The 13,865-nt window shown below is 63.2% G+C and carries 13 protein-coding genes; 12 read left to right on the top strand and 1 reads right to left on the bottom strand.

Annotation, left to right across the window (positions count from 1 at the left end; all coding sequences use genetic code 11):
* The first annotated feature begins 94 nt into the window (after nt 1-94).
* The 12 genes from E5678_RS20135 to E5678_RS20190 all read left to right on the top strand — a co-directional run bounded on the left by E5678_RS20135 (nt 95) and on the right by E5678_RS20190 (nt 12,693).
* Nucleotides 95-667: a cytochrome b/b6 domain-containing protein gene (locus tag E5678_RS20135; protein ID WP_136180178.1), complete on the top strand. Its 573-nt coding sequence runs from the start codon at nt 95-97 to the stop codon at nt 665-667.
* A 384-nt stretch (nt 668-1,051) separates the two neighbouring features.
* Nucleotides 1,052-2,104, top strand: a complete 1,053-nt coding sequence (locus E5678_RS20140; RefSeq protein ID WP_136180179.1) for a LacI family DNA-binding transcriptional regulator — start codon at nt 1,052-1,054, stop codon at nt 2,102-2,104.
* Nucleotides 2,105-2,376: 272 nt separating this feature from the next.
* Nucleotides 2,377-3,048 (top strand): amino acid ABC transporter permease, encoded by a 672-nt coding sequence (locus tag E5678_RS20145; RefSeq protein ID WP_136180180.1) that lies wholly within the window; start codon nt 2,377-2,379, stop codon nt 3,046-3,048.
* Between the two features lie 13 nt (nt 3,049-3,061).
* The gene (locus E5678_RS20150) at nt 3,062-3,715 is read left to right on the top strand and encodes an amino acid ABC transporter permease (protein WP_136180181.1); all 654 of its coding nucleotides are present in this window, start codon (nt 3,062-3,064) and stop codon (nt 3,713-3,715) included.
* Between the two features lie 28 nt (nt 3,716-3,743).
* Complete coding sequence (locus tag E5678_RS20155) at nt 3,744-4,550, top strand: transporter substrate-binding domain-containing protein (protein ID WP_136180182.1); 807 nt, start codon at nt 3,744-3,746, stop codon at nt 4,548-4,550.
* Nucleotides 4,551-4,578: 28 nt separating this feature from the next.
* A complete protein-coding gene (locus E5678_RS20160; RefSeq protein WP_136180183.1) occupies nt 4,579-5,346 on the top strand; it encodes an amino acid ABC transporter ATP-binding protein in 768 nt (255 codons plus the stop codon).
* 6 nt (nt 5,347-5,352) lie between these two features.
* Nucleotides 5,353-6,114, top strand: coding sequence for a TIM barrel protein (locus tag E5678_RS20165; RefSeq protein WP_136180184.1), 762 nt, complete (start codon nt 5,353-5,355; stop codon nt 6,112-6,114).
* Nucleotides 6,111-7,049: a sugar kinase gene (locus E5678_RS20170; RefSeq protein ID WP_136180185.1), complete on the top strand. Its 939-nt coding sequence runs from the start codon at nt 6,111-6,113 to the stop codon at nt 7,047-7,049. The genes E5678_RS20165 and E5678_RS20170 overlap by 4 nt, the downstream gene beginning before the upstream one ends.
* A gap of 44 nt (nt 7,050-7,093) precedes the next feature.
* The gene (locus E5678_RS20175) at nt 7,094-8,008 is read left to right on the top strand and encodes a D-glycerate dehydrogenase (RefSeq protein ID WP_247597056.1); all 915 of its coding nucleotides are present in this window, start codon (nt 7,094-7,096) and stop codon (nt 8,006-8,008) included.
* A 400-nt stretch (nt 8,009-8,408) separates the two neighbouring features.
* Nucleotides 8,409-10,037 (top strand): BCCT family transporter, encoded by a 1,629-nt coding sequence (locus tag E5678_RS20180; protein ID WP_136180186.1) that lies wholly within the window; start codon nt 8,409-8,411, stop codon nt 10,035-10,037.
* Nucleotides 10,034-11,926 carry a DUF294 nucleotidyltransferase-like domain-containing protein gene (locus E5678_RS20185; RefSeq protein WP_247596845.1) on the top strand — a complete coding sequence of 631 codons (1,893 nt, stop codon included), beginning with the start codon at nt 10,034-10,036 and terminating at the stop codon, nt 11,924-11,926. The genes E5678_RS20180 and E5678_RS20185 overlap by 4 nt, the downstream gene beginning before the upstream one ends.
* Nucleotides 11,927-11,937: 11 nt before the next feature.
* Nucleotides 11,938-12,693 carry a 3'-5' exonuclease gene (locus E5678_RS20190; protein WP_210731955.1) on the top strand — a complete coding sequence of 252 codons (756 nt, stop codon included), beginning with the start codon at nt 11,938-11,940 and terminating at the stop codon, nt 12,691-12,693.
* Nucleotides 12,694-13,067: 374 nt separating this feature from the next.
* Here E5678_RS20190 and E5678_RS20195 read toward each other — a convergent pair whose 3' ends face one another.
* Nucleotides 13,068-13,781: a YebC/PmpR family DNA-binding transcriptional regulator gene (locus tag E5678_RS20195; protein ID WP_136180188.1), complete on the bottom strand. Its 714-nt coding sequence runs from the start codon at nt 13,779-13,781 to the stop codon at nt 13,068-13,070.
* Nucleotides 13,782-13,865 lie beyond the last annotated feature (84 nt).

Consider the following 13,865-nt stretch of genomic DNA (forward strand, 5'->3'; position numbering starts at 1 on the left):
GTTGCACCGAGGAGCTGGGGGTGGGCGTGGGGTGAGGCCTCTTCATATTCAGTTAATGCGTACGGATCAATATGGCGCCAACTGCGGAGCCCCCATGCCAAAGACCTCATCCATCCGTTACGACACGCTCAGCATCGCCTTTCATTGGGTCACAGCCATTGCCGTGCTCGCCGCGTTTATCTTGGGCCCAGGGGGATTCGGTCGCCTGTTGCACCAGGGCATTGATCCCGGTACCCAGCTTGATATCCTCTGGCACGAGTCGCTGGGCATCCTGATTTTTGCGATGACGGCGCTGCGGCTGCTGTGGACCGCGGTGCGACCCACTGCGCCACAGGTGGCGATGTCGAGTCGGCTGCGGCTGGTGAGCCAGCTTGTGCACCTGCTGCTCTGGACCTTGTTGTTGATCACCCCCATCACCGCTCTTCTGACGTTGGGCAGCGAGGGCGCTCCATTGACGTTGCTGGGCGGCCTGCGGGTCGAGAAGCTGGGCTTGGTAGCGGATTCTTTTCTGGCTCCGCTGGCCGATTGGGGCGATGTGCACAGCCTGCTCGGCGACGCGATCATCTGGCTGGCGGGTCTGCATGCAGTGGCTGCGGTTTTTCACCACCTGAAGCTCAAGGATGGTGTTCTGGTCACGATGGTGCCCTGGATCAAGGCGCCTAAGTAGTGAGCTGATCGACCGGATGGGTCGGACCCGGTCGCGATCCTCGGCGGCGATTCTTAGCCAGGCCCCCCGTTGAAAGGGGAAGGTCAATCGCCCATGGGCCCGACTGGAGACACCGACTCAACAGGCTGCGGCCCCGGCTGGTTGAAGCGTTGGGAGTCCAACAGGCAAACATCTGCGAAGGGCTGGAAACGCCAAGGTGGGCGAGGGCTGGCTCGGTTTGCAGCGGCGACAAAGCCCGAAGGGCCCGCCCAGACCATGGCCTTGCGGGAGCGGGGTTTGCCCTGACCGCTGGATTGACGCCGCCGGGGGGCGGCGCGGACCAGGCATCAAGACAAGGGCTTGCGCTACCATCGGGCGTGAAACTGGTTTCCGACACGCATCCTCATGAAAATACTGCCCCCGACGCCTGAAAAGCACGAAGTTCGCGTCACGATCGACGACGTTGCCCGATTGGCCGGCGTGTCCAAAGCGACCGTCTCGCGTTTTCTCAACCACCGCACCACGCGCTTGTCGCCCGAGATCGCCATGCGGGTGGAGAAGGCTGTTGCCGAGCTGTCTTACATGCCAAGCCCCATGGCCCAGGCGCTCAAACGGGGGCGCTCCCGGCTGCTGGGGTTGGTGGTGGCGGACATCACCAATCCGTTTTCAGTGGCAGTGTTGCGCGGAGCGGAGAAGGCCGCGCAACAGGCGGGCTACCTGGTGATGTTGTTCAATCTGGGCAATGCCAGCGAGCGCGAGCGCGAGGGCATCGAGGCGTTGGCCTCGTACCAGGTCGAGGGGTTCATCCTGAACACGCTGGGCGCAGACCCCTCGGTCGCCAGCGCACTGGCACGCCACCGCAAACCGGCCGTGCTGGTGGACCGCAAGCTGACGGGTTTGCAGGCCGATTTCGTGTCCTTGGACAACGCGGATGCCGTGCGCCAGGCGGTCACCCACCTGCTGGACAACGGGTGGCGGGAGCTGCTCTACGTGACCGAGCCTGTGGTGGGCGTGAGCCCAAGGATCGAGCGCGAGGCGGCTTTCCGGGACGTGGTGGCAGGGCGGAAAAAAGAGGTGGGTGCCCGTGTGATCGAGGCCGCCGAAGACGACGACGCCGCTCTGGATCAGGCCTTGCGTGATTTGATGCAGCGCGGGGGCCAGCGGCCCAAAGCCGTGCTGGCCAGCAACGCCCGAACCTCGTTGCGCGTGGCTTCGGCTGTGGCCCGCCTGGGGTGGGCGCTGGGTCATGAAATCGGTTTTGTGGGTATCGATGAAACCGAGTGGGCGCCCTTGATCGGCCCCGGCCTGACCACGATCGAGCAACCCACCGAAGAGATTGGCCGGATCGCCGTGAGTTGTCTGCTTGAGCGCATCCAGGGCCAGGATCTGGAGCCCAGGCAAGTGCTGCTGACCGGTCGCCTGAAGCCACGCGGGTCTTCGCAGCCCACTCCGTCTTGAGGCTGCCGGCGTTCGCGGCAATGGACTGACACGGTCCCATTCCGCTGCGGAGGATTTCGGCGCCGACCCCCCTGTTCCACTTCACCCCACAAGCCTTGAACGCAGCGGGGATCGCCTGTTCGGGACTCACAGGACGTTGACGCGCCTGGCTGGGTATCGGGGGTCAAGCGCCCGGTGATCGAGCCATTTTGGTGGGTATCAGGGAAAACACTGATGTTGTTTGGAAACCGGTTTCTTAAAATGGAAACCGGTTTCAAACAACGGTGAAATTCGTGACTTACACCTTCCAGTTTTCGGACGTCCTGGCCGCGTGGCCCCTGTTGCTCAAGGGCACGTGGATCACGGTGCAGCTCTCGCTGATGGCGACTGTGCTGGGTTTGCTGGTGGCCATCTTCTGTGCCTGGGGCAAGACGTCGGGTCCCAAGTTGTTGCGTTGGGTCATCCAGGCCTATATCGAGCTGATCCGCAACACGCCCTTCCTTGTGCAGCTGTTCTTTTTCTTTTTTGCCTTGCCGGCGATCGGTCTGCGCTGGTCCCCCTACACCGCAGCGCTGACGGCCATGGTGGTGAACCTGGGGGCCTACGCCACCGAAATCATCCGCGCGGGCATCGAGTCCATTCCCAAAGGGCAGGTCGAAGCCGGCCTGGCCTTGAGTCTCAAACCCCATCAGGTCTTCCGTCTGATCATCCTGAAGCCCGCGCTGCGTGCGATTTTTCCGGCCCTGAGCAGCCAGTTCATCTTGTTGATGCTCAGCTCCGCCGTGGTGTCCGTCATCTCGGCCGACGACCTGACTTCGGTGGCGGCCAACCTGCAGTCCCAGACCTTCCGCAGTTTTGAAATTTACATTGTGGTCACGCTGATCTACCTCACGCTGGCCTTGTTGTTCTCAGGCCTTTTCCGTCTCATTCAGCGCAGGGCCCTGTCGTACCCCGACCGCCGCTGAATCAGGAGCCCCCATGCGTACCTTCGGTTTTCAAGACGTCTGGTTCATCGTGCAAGCCGCACAGTGGACGATTGGCCTGTCGCTCATCGCCTTCATCGGCGGCGCCGCAGGCGGTCTCATCGTGGCCCTGGCCCGTACGTCAGAGCGCCCCACACCCCAATACCTGGCCACCGCCTTCATCCAGGTCTTCCAGGGCACGCCCTTGCTGATGCAGCTGTTTCTGGTGTTTTTCGGTGCCCCGGTGCTGGGGTTTGACGTCAGCGCCTGGGTGGCGGCGGGCGTGGCCCTGGTGTTGAACACCAGCGCCTTCCTCGGTGAAATCTGGCGCGGCTCGATCCAGGCTGTTCCGCGCGGCCAGTGGGAGGCCGCCGACGCGCTGGGCCTGAACTACCTTTCCCGCATGCGCCTGGTGGTCCTGCCGCAGGCCTGGAAGATCGCGCTTCCGCCCACGGTGGGCTACATGGTCCAGGTCATCAAAGGCACCTCGCTGGCCGCCATCATCGGCTTCGCCGAGATCACGCGGGCGGGCCAGATCATCAATAACGCTACCTTCCAGCCGCTGATCGTGTTCAGCGTGGTCGGAGCCGTCTATTTCGCGCTGTGCTGGCCTTTGTCCTTCTGGGCCGGACGCATCGAGAAACGCAGCGCGGCCTTGCAGGCGCGTTGAACCCCACCCCAACCCCGGAGACTCCAACATGACCCGCCTCAACCGCCGCCACCTCATCGCCACCACCGCTGCCATCGCCTGCAGCACCCTGCTCGCCGCCTGGGCGCCTGCTGCCTCTGCGCAGACCGTGGACGAGATCAAAAAAAAGGGGTCGATCACCGTCGGCCTGCTGGTCGACTTCCCGCCCTACGGCACTGTGGATGCCTCCAACAAGCCCGATGGCTACGACGCCGATGTGGCCCGCCTGCTGGCCAAAGATCTGGGGGTCACGCTGAACCTGGTGCCCGTGACCGGCCCGAACCGCATCCCCTTCTTGCTGACCAACAAGGTGGATGTGCTGGTGGCTTCGCTGGCGGTGACGCCAGAGCGCGCCAAACAGGTGCAGTTCTCGCGCCCCTATTCGGCAGCGACCATCGTGCTCTACGGCGACAAAAAAACCACCATCAAGGTGCCCGCTGATCTGAAGAATGTGCGTGTGGCCGTGGCCCGGGCCAGCACCCAGGACACCGCCTTGACCGCCATCGCGCCCGAAGGCACGGAAATCCGCCGCTTCGATGACGACGCGTCGGCCATGCAGGCCCTGATGTCGGGTCAGGTGGACGCCATTGGCTGCTCCACCACCGTGGCCGCCCAGATCGCCCAGCGCATGGGCGACGCTTATGAAAACAAGCTCGTGCTCAAGCAGCAGTTCATGGCTGTGGCCATGCGCCAGGCGCAGCCCGAGCTGGAGAAGTCCATGAACGACTTCGTGGCCCGCAACACCGCCAACGGCGAGTTGAACAAGCTCTACAAAAAGTGGCTGAAGTCAGACCTGCCAGCCCTGCCCGCCAACTGATCCCACAGCGAAACATCCTGGAGACCGCATGAGCACCGAGCCCATCATCCGCATTGAAAAGGTCGACAAATGGTACGGCCAGTTCCAGGTGCTGACCGGCATTGACCTGACCGTGGCCCAGGGTGAGCGCATCGTGATCTGCGGGCCTTCGGGCTCGGGCAAGTCCACCTTGATACGCTGCATCAACCACCTGGAAAAATTTCAGGCAGGCCGGATCGTGGTCGATGGCATCGACCTCACCGGACACCAGCGCCACAACATCGAAGCGGTGCGCCGCGAGGTGGGCATGGTATTTCAGCAGTTCAACCTGTTCCCCCACCTCACGGTGCTGGAGAACTGCATGCTCGCGCCGATGCACACGCGCTCGGTGGGCGAGGCTGATGCCAAAGCGACGGCCATGAAGTACCTGGAACGGGTGCGCATTCCTGACCAGGCGTTGAAGTACCCCAGCCAGCTGTCCGGTGGCCAGCAGCAGCGCGTGGCGATCGCCCGAGCACTGTGCATGAACCCCAAAGTGATGTTGTTTGACGAGCCCACGTCGGCACTGGATCCGGAGATGGTCAAAGAGGTGCTGGACACCATGATCGGACTGGCCGAAGACGGCATGACGATGTTGTGTGTCACCCATGAAATGGGTTTTGCGCGCAGCGTGGCCGACCGGGTGATCTTCATGGCCGATGGCCGCATCCTCGAAGAGGCACCACCAGAAGCCTTCTTCTCCCGACCGTCCCACCCCAAGCTCCAGGCTTTTCTTGGGCAGATCCTGAGTTCGCACGAGCACACCGCGCCTGCCTGACTGCCCATGACGCCCATTCTGATTTCCTTGTCTTCCTTCGGCGCGACCGAGGTGCGTCGGCATGGCCAATTGCGGTTTGCGCAGCTGGCGCATCAGGCGGGCGCCGATGGCGTAGAGGTGCGCGGTGAGTTGCTGCTGAACGGCGTGGCCGAGCTGTCGGCGCTGGCCCAGGCACTGCCCGCCATGATCCGTGTCTATTCCAGTCCCGAAGGGCTCTGGGCCCCGGATGGCCAGCTGGACGCTGAAGCGCTGAAGCGAGGCCTGATGGGCGCCCAAGCATTGGGATCCGCGCGGTTGAAGATGTCCATCGGCGGATACCGCCCCGGCCAATCCGCCAGTCTGGCCCGCGTGAGCCAGTTGCTGGACGGATCGGGCGTGGAGCTGGTGATCGAAAACGACCAGACGGCAACCGCCGGAACCCAGGATGCACTGGCTGCCTTTTTCGCCGCGGTGGACGCTCATGGCCATCCCATCGGCATGACCTTTGACATCGGCAACTGGCATTGGGCCGGTGAATGCCCCCTGTTGGCCGCCGCTGAATTTGGGCTTCGGGTCTGCTACGTGCATTGCAAGGGCGTGCAACGAGATCTCCGGCGCTGGACGGCCGTGCCCCTGGCGGAATCGGCCGCGCCATGGCGCGCCGTCCTGCGCCGACTGCCCGTGAACCAGCCGTGGGCGATCGAATACCCGCTGGTGGGGAGCGACTTGTTGTTGGTGACCCGAACTGAATTGGCACAACTGCGCGACGTCGCAAGGAGCATGGCATGAGCCTGGATGTGATCACTTTTGGCGAAGCCATGCTGTTGCTCGTCGCCGACCGGCCCGGCCCCCTGGAAGACGCTGAATTCTTTGGCAAGCGCACAGCAGGCGCCGAGACCAACGCCGCCATCGGCCTGGCCCGTTTGGGCCTGAAGGTCGGTTGGGCCAGCCGTGTGGGCGCGGACTCGATGGGTCGTTACCTCATGCGGGTCATGCAGAACGAGGGCATTGATTGTTCCCATGTGATTGCCGATCCCACCCAGCGCACGGGCATCCAGATCAAGGGCCGAGTGGAAGGCGGCGGGGATCCACCCACCGAGTACTACCGCAAGGGTTCGGCGGCCAGCCTGTTTCAGCCCGACCAGATCGATGTGCCGTGGTTGATTTCAGCACGGCACCTGCACACCACGGGTGTGTTTTCCGCCGTGTCCGACAGCTGCCTGGCCACCGTGCAGCGCAGCATGACGCTGATGCGCGGTGCGGGCCGGACCGTGTCTTTTGACACCAACCTGCGTCCCTCGTTGTGGTCTTCGCCTGAGCGCATGCGCGAGGTGATCAATGCTCTGGCCGCACAGGCCGATTGGGTCTTGCCTGGCCTGGAAGAGGGGCAGGTCCTGACCGGCGAAACCACACCCGAAGGTGTTGCGGCCTTTTACCGGGCGCAGGGTGCCAAGCTGGTGGTGGTCAAGCTGGGGCCAGAGGGTGCCTATTTCGAAGGCGACGCGGCTCGCGGCCATGTGCCCGGGTTTCCGGTGGCGCAGGTGGTGGACACCGTGGGCGCAGGGGACGGGTTTGCGGCGGGTGTGATCAGCGGCTTGCTGGACGGCCTCAGCGTGCCCGATGCCGTGAAACGGGGCGCCTGGATCGGTGCCCGGGCCGTGCAGGTGTTGGGCGACAGCGAAGGCTTTCCCACCCGCGAAGAGCTGACAGGCGCCGGCTTGTGATCCGCAAAAACGTGCTCGTCTTTCGCGAGCTGCCCGATGACCAGATGGATCGGCTGCGGGCCGTTCATGAGGTCACCGTGGCCAACCCTCGGGTGCCCGAGCAGCGCGCCGCTTTCTTCGCGGCCTTGTCGACTGTCCATGGATTGATTGGCGCCAGTTACCCCATCGATCCGTCGGTGCTGGCGTTGGCCCCATGCCTTGAGGTGGTCTCCAGCGTGTCTGTGGGGGTGGACAACTACGACCGGCCCGCCTTGCGACAGCGCGGCATCGTGTTGACCCACACGCCGGGCGTGTTGACCGAAACCACGGCCGACACCCTCTTTGCGCTGCTCATGGCCTGCAGCCGGCGTGTGGTCGAGCTGGCCAACCATGTGCGCGACGGCCATTGGAATGCCGCTATCGACGAGACACTGTTTGGCTGGGACGTGCACGGCAAGACCCTGGGCATTCTGGGTTTCGGGCGCATCGGCCAGGCCGTGGCCCGGCGCGGTGCGCTGGGGTTTGGCATGCCGGTGGTCTACCACCACCCGCGCGTTGTGAGCTGCCCGGAGCTGGCGGACAAAGCGCTCGCGGTGTCTCAGGCCGAGTTGTTGTCCCGTGCAGATTTCCTGGTTTTGACCCTGCCGCTCACGGTCGAAACGCGGGGGCTGATGAATGCGGAGCGCCTCGCCGCCATGAAGTCCGGCGCCATCCTGATCAACGGTTCGCGTGGCGCGGTGGTCGATGAGGCCGCCTTGCTGGCATCGCTTGACCGTGGTCACCTGCGGGCGGCGGGGCTGGATGTGTTTGCGGTGGAGCCATTGCCGCTGGATTCCCCTTTGCGCCGCCACCCTGGTGTTACAGCGTTTCCGCACATTGGCTCGGCCACCCACGAAACCCGCCATGCCATGGCCGAGCTCGCGACCAGCAACTTGTTGCAGGCACTGGCGGGTGAGCGCCCGATCTCTGCGGTGGACTGAGCGCTGGCTGGCTTCGGGTCACGGTCGGGCTCCCTGCTGATCTCGGACGCCAAGAGCCCGCTGTAACGCCTGAACCTGGATTCACTGAGCGTGAGCGCACAGCGGAAGGCGTTGAACGCTTTGCTGCTGCACTGCAGCAAAAAAGCGCATGGCCCTCGACAACCAGTCGTCGGGGCAAAAGGCCGCTGCGGTCTGATGCAAAACCTTTGACCGACCACACTCGCAGGCAATTTTTCGCAGGTCGCCGGGGCCCGGGGGCACGCTTCTCCGATCGCCAGGATGCTCCGCTGCCGCTGAGCGGTGTAACAGCCTGTGCGCTTCCATGTTACGGTGTAAGGCTACGTTAAGCCACGTGGCGCTAGCCATGATTGGCCGCAAGTTCGCGTTTTGGAGAAATTATTTGAGCGATAAAAAAGACCCCATGATCCCCGATGGGAAGGTCAATCCGATCAGCACCGATTACAAGATCGGTCAGGACAACATTGTGATGAACCTGGGGCCCTTTGGTCTCGACATCCACAACCGGGTGTTCGCTATCTCGGCGCTTGCAGTGATCGCCTTCGTGGCGCTGACGCTGATGTTCCAGACCCAGGTGGAGCCCCTGTTCGGCAGCATGCGCGGCTGGCTCACATCGAACCTCGACTGGTTCTTCCTGTCTGCAGGCAACATTTTTGTGGTGGTCTGTATTGGCCTGGCGGTCTCGCCATTGGGCAAAGTGCGCCTCGGGGGCACCACGGCCAAGCCCGATTACAGCTACACCGGCTGGTTCTCCATGCTGTTTGCCGCAGGCATGGGCATCGGATTGATGTTCTACGGCGTCTCTGAGCCGTTGTCCCACTTCGGGACCTCGATGGGTGGCACCACCATGGAAAATGGCGTGCGCACCGACTGGGCGCCGCTGGGCGCCGCCATGGGCGACGCTGTGGGGTCCGAGCGACTGGCCATGGCCGCCACCATCTTCCATTGGGGTCTACACCCCTGGGCGATCTACGCCATCCTGGCGCTGGGCCTGGCCCTGTTTTCGTTCAACAAAGGGCTGCCCCTGACGATCCGCTCGGTGTTTTATCCGCTGCTGGGTGAGCGCATCTGGGGCTGGCCTGGCCACATCATCGATATTCTGGCCGTATTGGCCACCCTGTTTGGTCTGGCCACGTCGCTGGGTCTGGGCGCGTCGCAAGCCGCTGCCGGCCTCAACTACCTGTTTGACATCCCTCTCGGCAATACCACCCAGATTGTTCTGGTGATCGGCATCACGGCCATCGCTTTGACTTCGGTGCTGGCAGGCCTGGACGCGGGTGTGAAACGCCTGTCCGAAATCAACATGGTGCTGGCGATCTTGCTGCTCGTGTTCGTCATCATCGTGGGCCCCACGCTGGCCATCGCCACCGGGTTCTTCTCGAATCTGGGCGCGTATGTTGAATACCTGCCCGCGCTGGCCAACCCGTTTGGTCGTGAAGACGCCAACTTCTCCCAGGGCTGGACGGCCTTTTACTGGGCCTGGTGGATCAGCTGGTCACCTTTCGTGGGCATGTTCATTGCCCGCGTGTCGCGTGGCCGCACCGTGCGTGAATTCATTGTTTCCGTGCTGCTCGTGCCTTCGTTGGCCTGTGTGCTGTGGATGACGGTGTTTGGTGGCACGGCCATCACACAAGTGGTTCAAGACGGTTACCGCGCCGTGGCCGAAGCCGCCCTGCCGCTGCAGATTTTCCAGATGCTCGACGCGCTGCCTCTGGCGCAATTGACGTCCTTCCTGGCCATCGTGCTGGTGGTGGTGTTTTTCGTCACCTCCTCTGACTCCGGTTCGCTGGTGATCGACGTGATCGCCGCAGGCGGCAAGGTTGACGCACCAACGCCCCAGCGCGTGTTCTGGTGTGTGTTCGAGGGCCTGGTTGCCATCGCACTGATTCTGGGCGGCGGGCTGGTGGCTTTGCAGGCCATGGCCGTGTCCACAGGGTTCCCGTTCACGGTGGTGTTGCTGGTCGCCACGGTTTCCGTGGTCAAAGGGCTGGCATCTGAGCCTCGTGCTTGAGTGAGCTGCAGATGCAGGACGAACAGCTGGAAGTTCTGCAGTTTCTCACGCGGCAAGCACTCTTTGGGCAACTGCCCGAAGAGGCGCTTCGCCGTGTCGCCGCTGCGGTGGATGTGCGCTACTTCAAGGCGGGTTCACCCGTCATCGCCTTCGGCGAACAAGCCGAATGGTGGTTTGTGGTGCGCAGCGGCGCCGTCGAGGTTTTTCGCCGCGATGGCACCCTGTACAACCGCCTGACCGAAGGCGGGCACTTCGGTGAAGCCGGCTTGCTTCTGAAGAAAAAGAAGGTACGTTTTCCGGTGTCGGCGCTGGAAGACACGCTGCTGTACCTGATTCCCGAAGCGGAATTCACGGCGTTGTTTGACGCCCATGAAGGCTTCGCCGATCAGGTCGAAACGGAAGACAGCACCCGGTTGCGCCAGGTGATGTCGCGCCGCGAAGAATCCAATCAGCTGATGTCGGCTTCCATCGAGAGCCTGGTGAATCGTGAACCTGTCTGGCTGCCCAGCACGGCCAAAGTATTGGAAGCAGCGCAGTGCATGACCGAGGCGGGGGTGTCTTCGTTGCTGATTCTGGACGACGCGCGCGGTGAAGATGATCCCGCCATCGCGGGCATCATCACCGACCGCGATTTGCGCACCCGTGTGCTGGCCGGGGGCCTGAGCCACGACACGCCCGTGAGCCAGGTCATGACCACCCAGCTGGTCACGGTGGAGCACAACCAGCTGGTGTTTGAGGCCATGCTGCAGATGCTGCGCCACAACGTCCACCACCTGCCGGTGATGCGGCACCAGAAAGCGGTGGGTGTGATTGCGCTGTCTGATGTGGTGCACTACGAATCGCGCAACAGCCTCTTTGTGGTCAGCAGCATTTTTCGGCAGTCGAGTGTTGAAGAGCTGGCGGCCCTGACGGCCGATGTGCGTGCCAGTTTTGTGCGCATGGTGAACGAAGACGCCAGTTCGCGCATGGTGGGCACCGCCATGGCCCTGATCGGCCGCAGCTTCAAGCAACAGCTGCTGGCGCTGGCCGAAGCGAAGCTGGGTCCGCCGCCGGTGCCGTATTGTTTCCTCGCGCTGGGTTCCATGGCGCGCAACGAACAACTGGTGGTGACCGATCAGGACAATGCCCTGGTGCTCGACAACCGGTTCGATCCCGCGCTGCACGATGCCTATTTCAAAGAGCTCGCGGCGTTCGTGAGCGATGGCCTGGCCCAGTGTGGCTACACCTATTGCAGCGGGGGCATCATGGCCACCAATACCCAATGGCGACAGCCACTGAAGGTGTGGGAGCGCTATTTCAGCGAATGGATCGAACAGCCCACCGCGGGAACGCTGCTCAGCGCCAACATTTTCTTCGACCTGGACGGCGTCTGGGGAAAGATCGAATGGGCTGAAAAGCTCAGAGCCCTGATTGCCCAGAAGGCCAAGGGCCAATCCCGTTTTCTCGCCAGCATGGCGCGCAATGCGTTGTTGCGCACACCGCCGCTGGGTTTTTTCAAGGACTTTGTGGTGGAGGCCGACGGGCGCCACAGCAAAGCCATCAACCTCAAGCGCCGCGGCACCGCGCCCATGGCCGACCTGATCCGCGTGCATGCGCTGGCGGTGGGCTCACAAGCACAAAATTCGTTTGAGCGCCTGAAAGACGTGGTGGCCGCTGGTGTGTTGCCGCCCGGTCGGGGCCAGGATTTGCACGACACGCTGGAGTTCATCTCCACGGTGCGCATCCGAAACCAGGCCAATGACCTGGCCGCAGGTCTGGAGCCCGACAACAGCATCGAGCCCGACAAGCTGTCGGCATTTGAGCGCAAGAGCTTGCGAGACGCCTTTTTGATCCTCAGCGAAGCCCAGGGCTACCTGAAGTTTCGTTACCAGCCCGGCCGGTCCGTCTGAGGAAAGCACCCGTGTTGCATTCGAGCTTGCTTCGTCCAGTGGATGCTGCTGCCCAGGCTGGCGCGGGTCAGGAGGCCTGGCCCGAACGTTTTGCATCTTTGGCCGAAAGTGCCAAAGACGCTCGCTTGCGGGCGTTTTACGCCGCGGGGACTGTGAGCCAGGAAACCCCGTTGTGTGATGTGCCGTTGATGGCGATGGATGTGGAAACCACGGGGCTTGATCCGGTCAAGGACGGCATTGTCAGCATCGGTCTGGTGCCCATGAGTCTGGAGCGCATCCGCACCAGCGCCTCACGACACTGGATCCTAAAGCCGCGGGTGCCGCTGGCTGCCGAGTCGGTCACCATCCACGGCATCACCGACTCGCAGGTGCATTCCGCGCCCGATCTGGATGCGGTGCTGGCGGAGGTGTTGGCCACCATGGCGGGCCATGTCCTGGTGGTGCATTGCCGCGACATTGAGCGGCAGTTTTTCAATGGCGCCTTGCGCACGCGCATCGGCGAGAGCATCGAGTTTCCCGTGATCGACACCATGGAACTTGAGGCGCGGCTGCACCGGCGTTCTCAGCGAAGCTGGTGGGACTGGGCGCTGGGCCGCCAGCCTCAGCGCCTGTCGATCCGCCTCGCCGACAGCCGCCGCCGGTACAACCTTCCGCGGTACCAGCCGCACCACGCGCTCACCGATGCGCTGGCGTCGGCGGAGTTGTTGCAGGCGCAGGTGGCGCACCGCTATTCGCCCGAGACACCTGTGCGCGATCTCTGGAAGTAGCGGTGGCGCAGTCCCAGCCCAGCAGGCCCTGGCGCATGCCCGTCGGCAGACTCCTGGCTGGCCACCGGGCTGAGGCTGAGTGCCTCGTTTTGCGTTCCCAGTCGAGACAAGCGGCCGCCCACCCGCATTTTTACCAGTGGGTATTGTTGTGCATTTGGAGCGGTGGGGCACCCTGATGGAGGCGCCTGGACGCACCAGTGCCCCGAGTGCGGTCCTGGGCCACGGAGACACTTCTGGTGATTGATGCTTTCATGAAGCGGCTTCCCCACTTCGTCTCCGTGCTGGGGGCAATGTGCTCTCGGCGAGGCGCACGGCAACGAAGAGCGACGCGTCTACCTTGAGATGCAAATGCAGAGGTATTGCTCCGGATCGACTCAACCCGCCAAACCGGCGTAGAGGTTCTGCACGTCATCGTGCTCGTCCAGCGCGGCCAGGAAGGCTTCCACTTCTTCCAGTTGCTCTGGGCTGAGGTCGGCCGGGTTGATCGGGTTCTTCGCGCGGTAGGCGAGCTGGTTGGCCAACACGGTGAAACCGTGATCGGGCAAGGCCTTGCTGACCAGATCCACATCGGCCGGATCGGTGATGAAACGTGTGGTGCCTTCTTCGTCGCCGGGCTCGAAGTCTTGTGCGCCCGCTTCGATGGCAGCGACTTCGGGGTCGGCATCGGGTTGGGCGGGTTCGGCTTCGATGTGTCCCACGTGGTCAAAATCCCAAGCCACTGAGCCCGAGGTGCCGAGCTGGCCCTTGCGAAACAGCACACGCATCTCGGGCGCCGTGCGGTTCACGTTGTCGGTCAGGCATTCGACCATCACCGGCACCTGGTGCGGCGCAAAACCTTCGTAGATCACACGTTCGTAGTTCACCGCCTCGCCGGTCAGGCCTGCCCCCTTTTTGATCGCGCGGTCCAGCGTCTCTTTTGGCATGGACACCTTGCGGGCTTGCTCAGACACCAGGCGCAAGCGGGCATTGGCGGCCGGATCGGCGCCGGCGCGGGCCGCGATCATGATGTCTTTCACCAGTTTGCCGAAGAGGCGACCTCTGGCGTTGGCTGCGATGTCTTTGTGTTTGGCTTTCCACTGCGCGCCCATGGTGCTGCTTTCTGTTGAGGTGGGGGCGCTGGCCCCGGGTTTGAAGGATGTCCAGTGTAGTGGAGGCCTGTGCCCCTGGCCCCG

The sequence above is a fragment of the Hydrogenophaga sp. PAMC20947 genome (assembly GCF_004795855.1).
Classification (GTDB): Bacteria; Pseudomonadota; Gammaproteobacteria; order Burkholderiales; family Burkholderiaceae_C; genus Hydrogenophaga.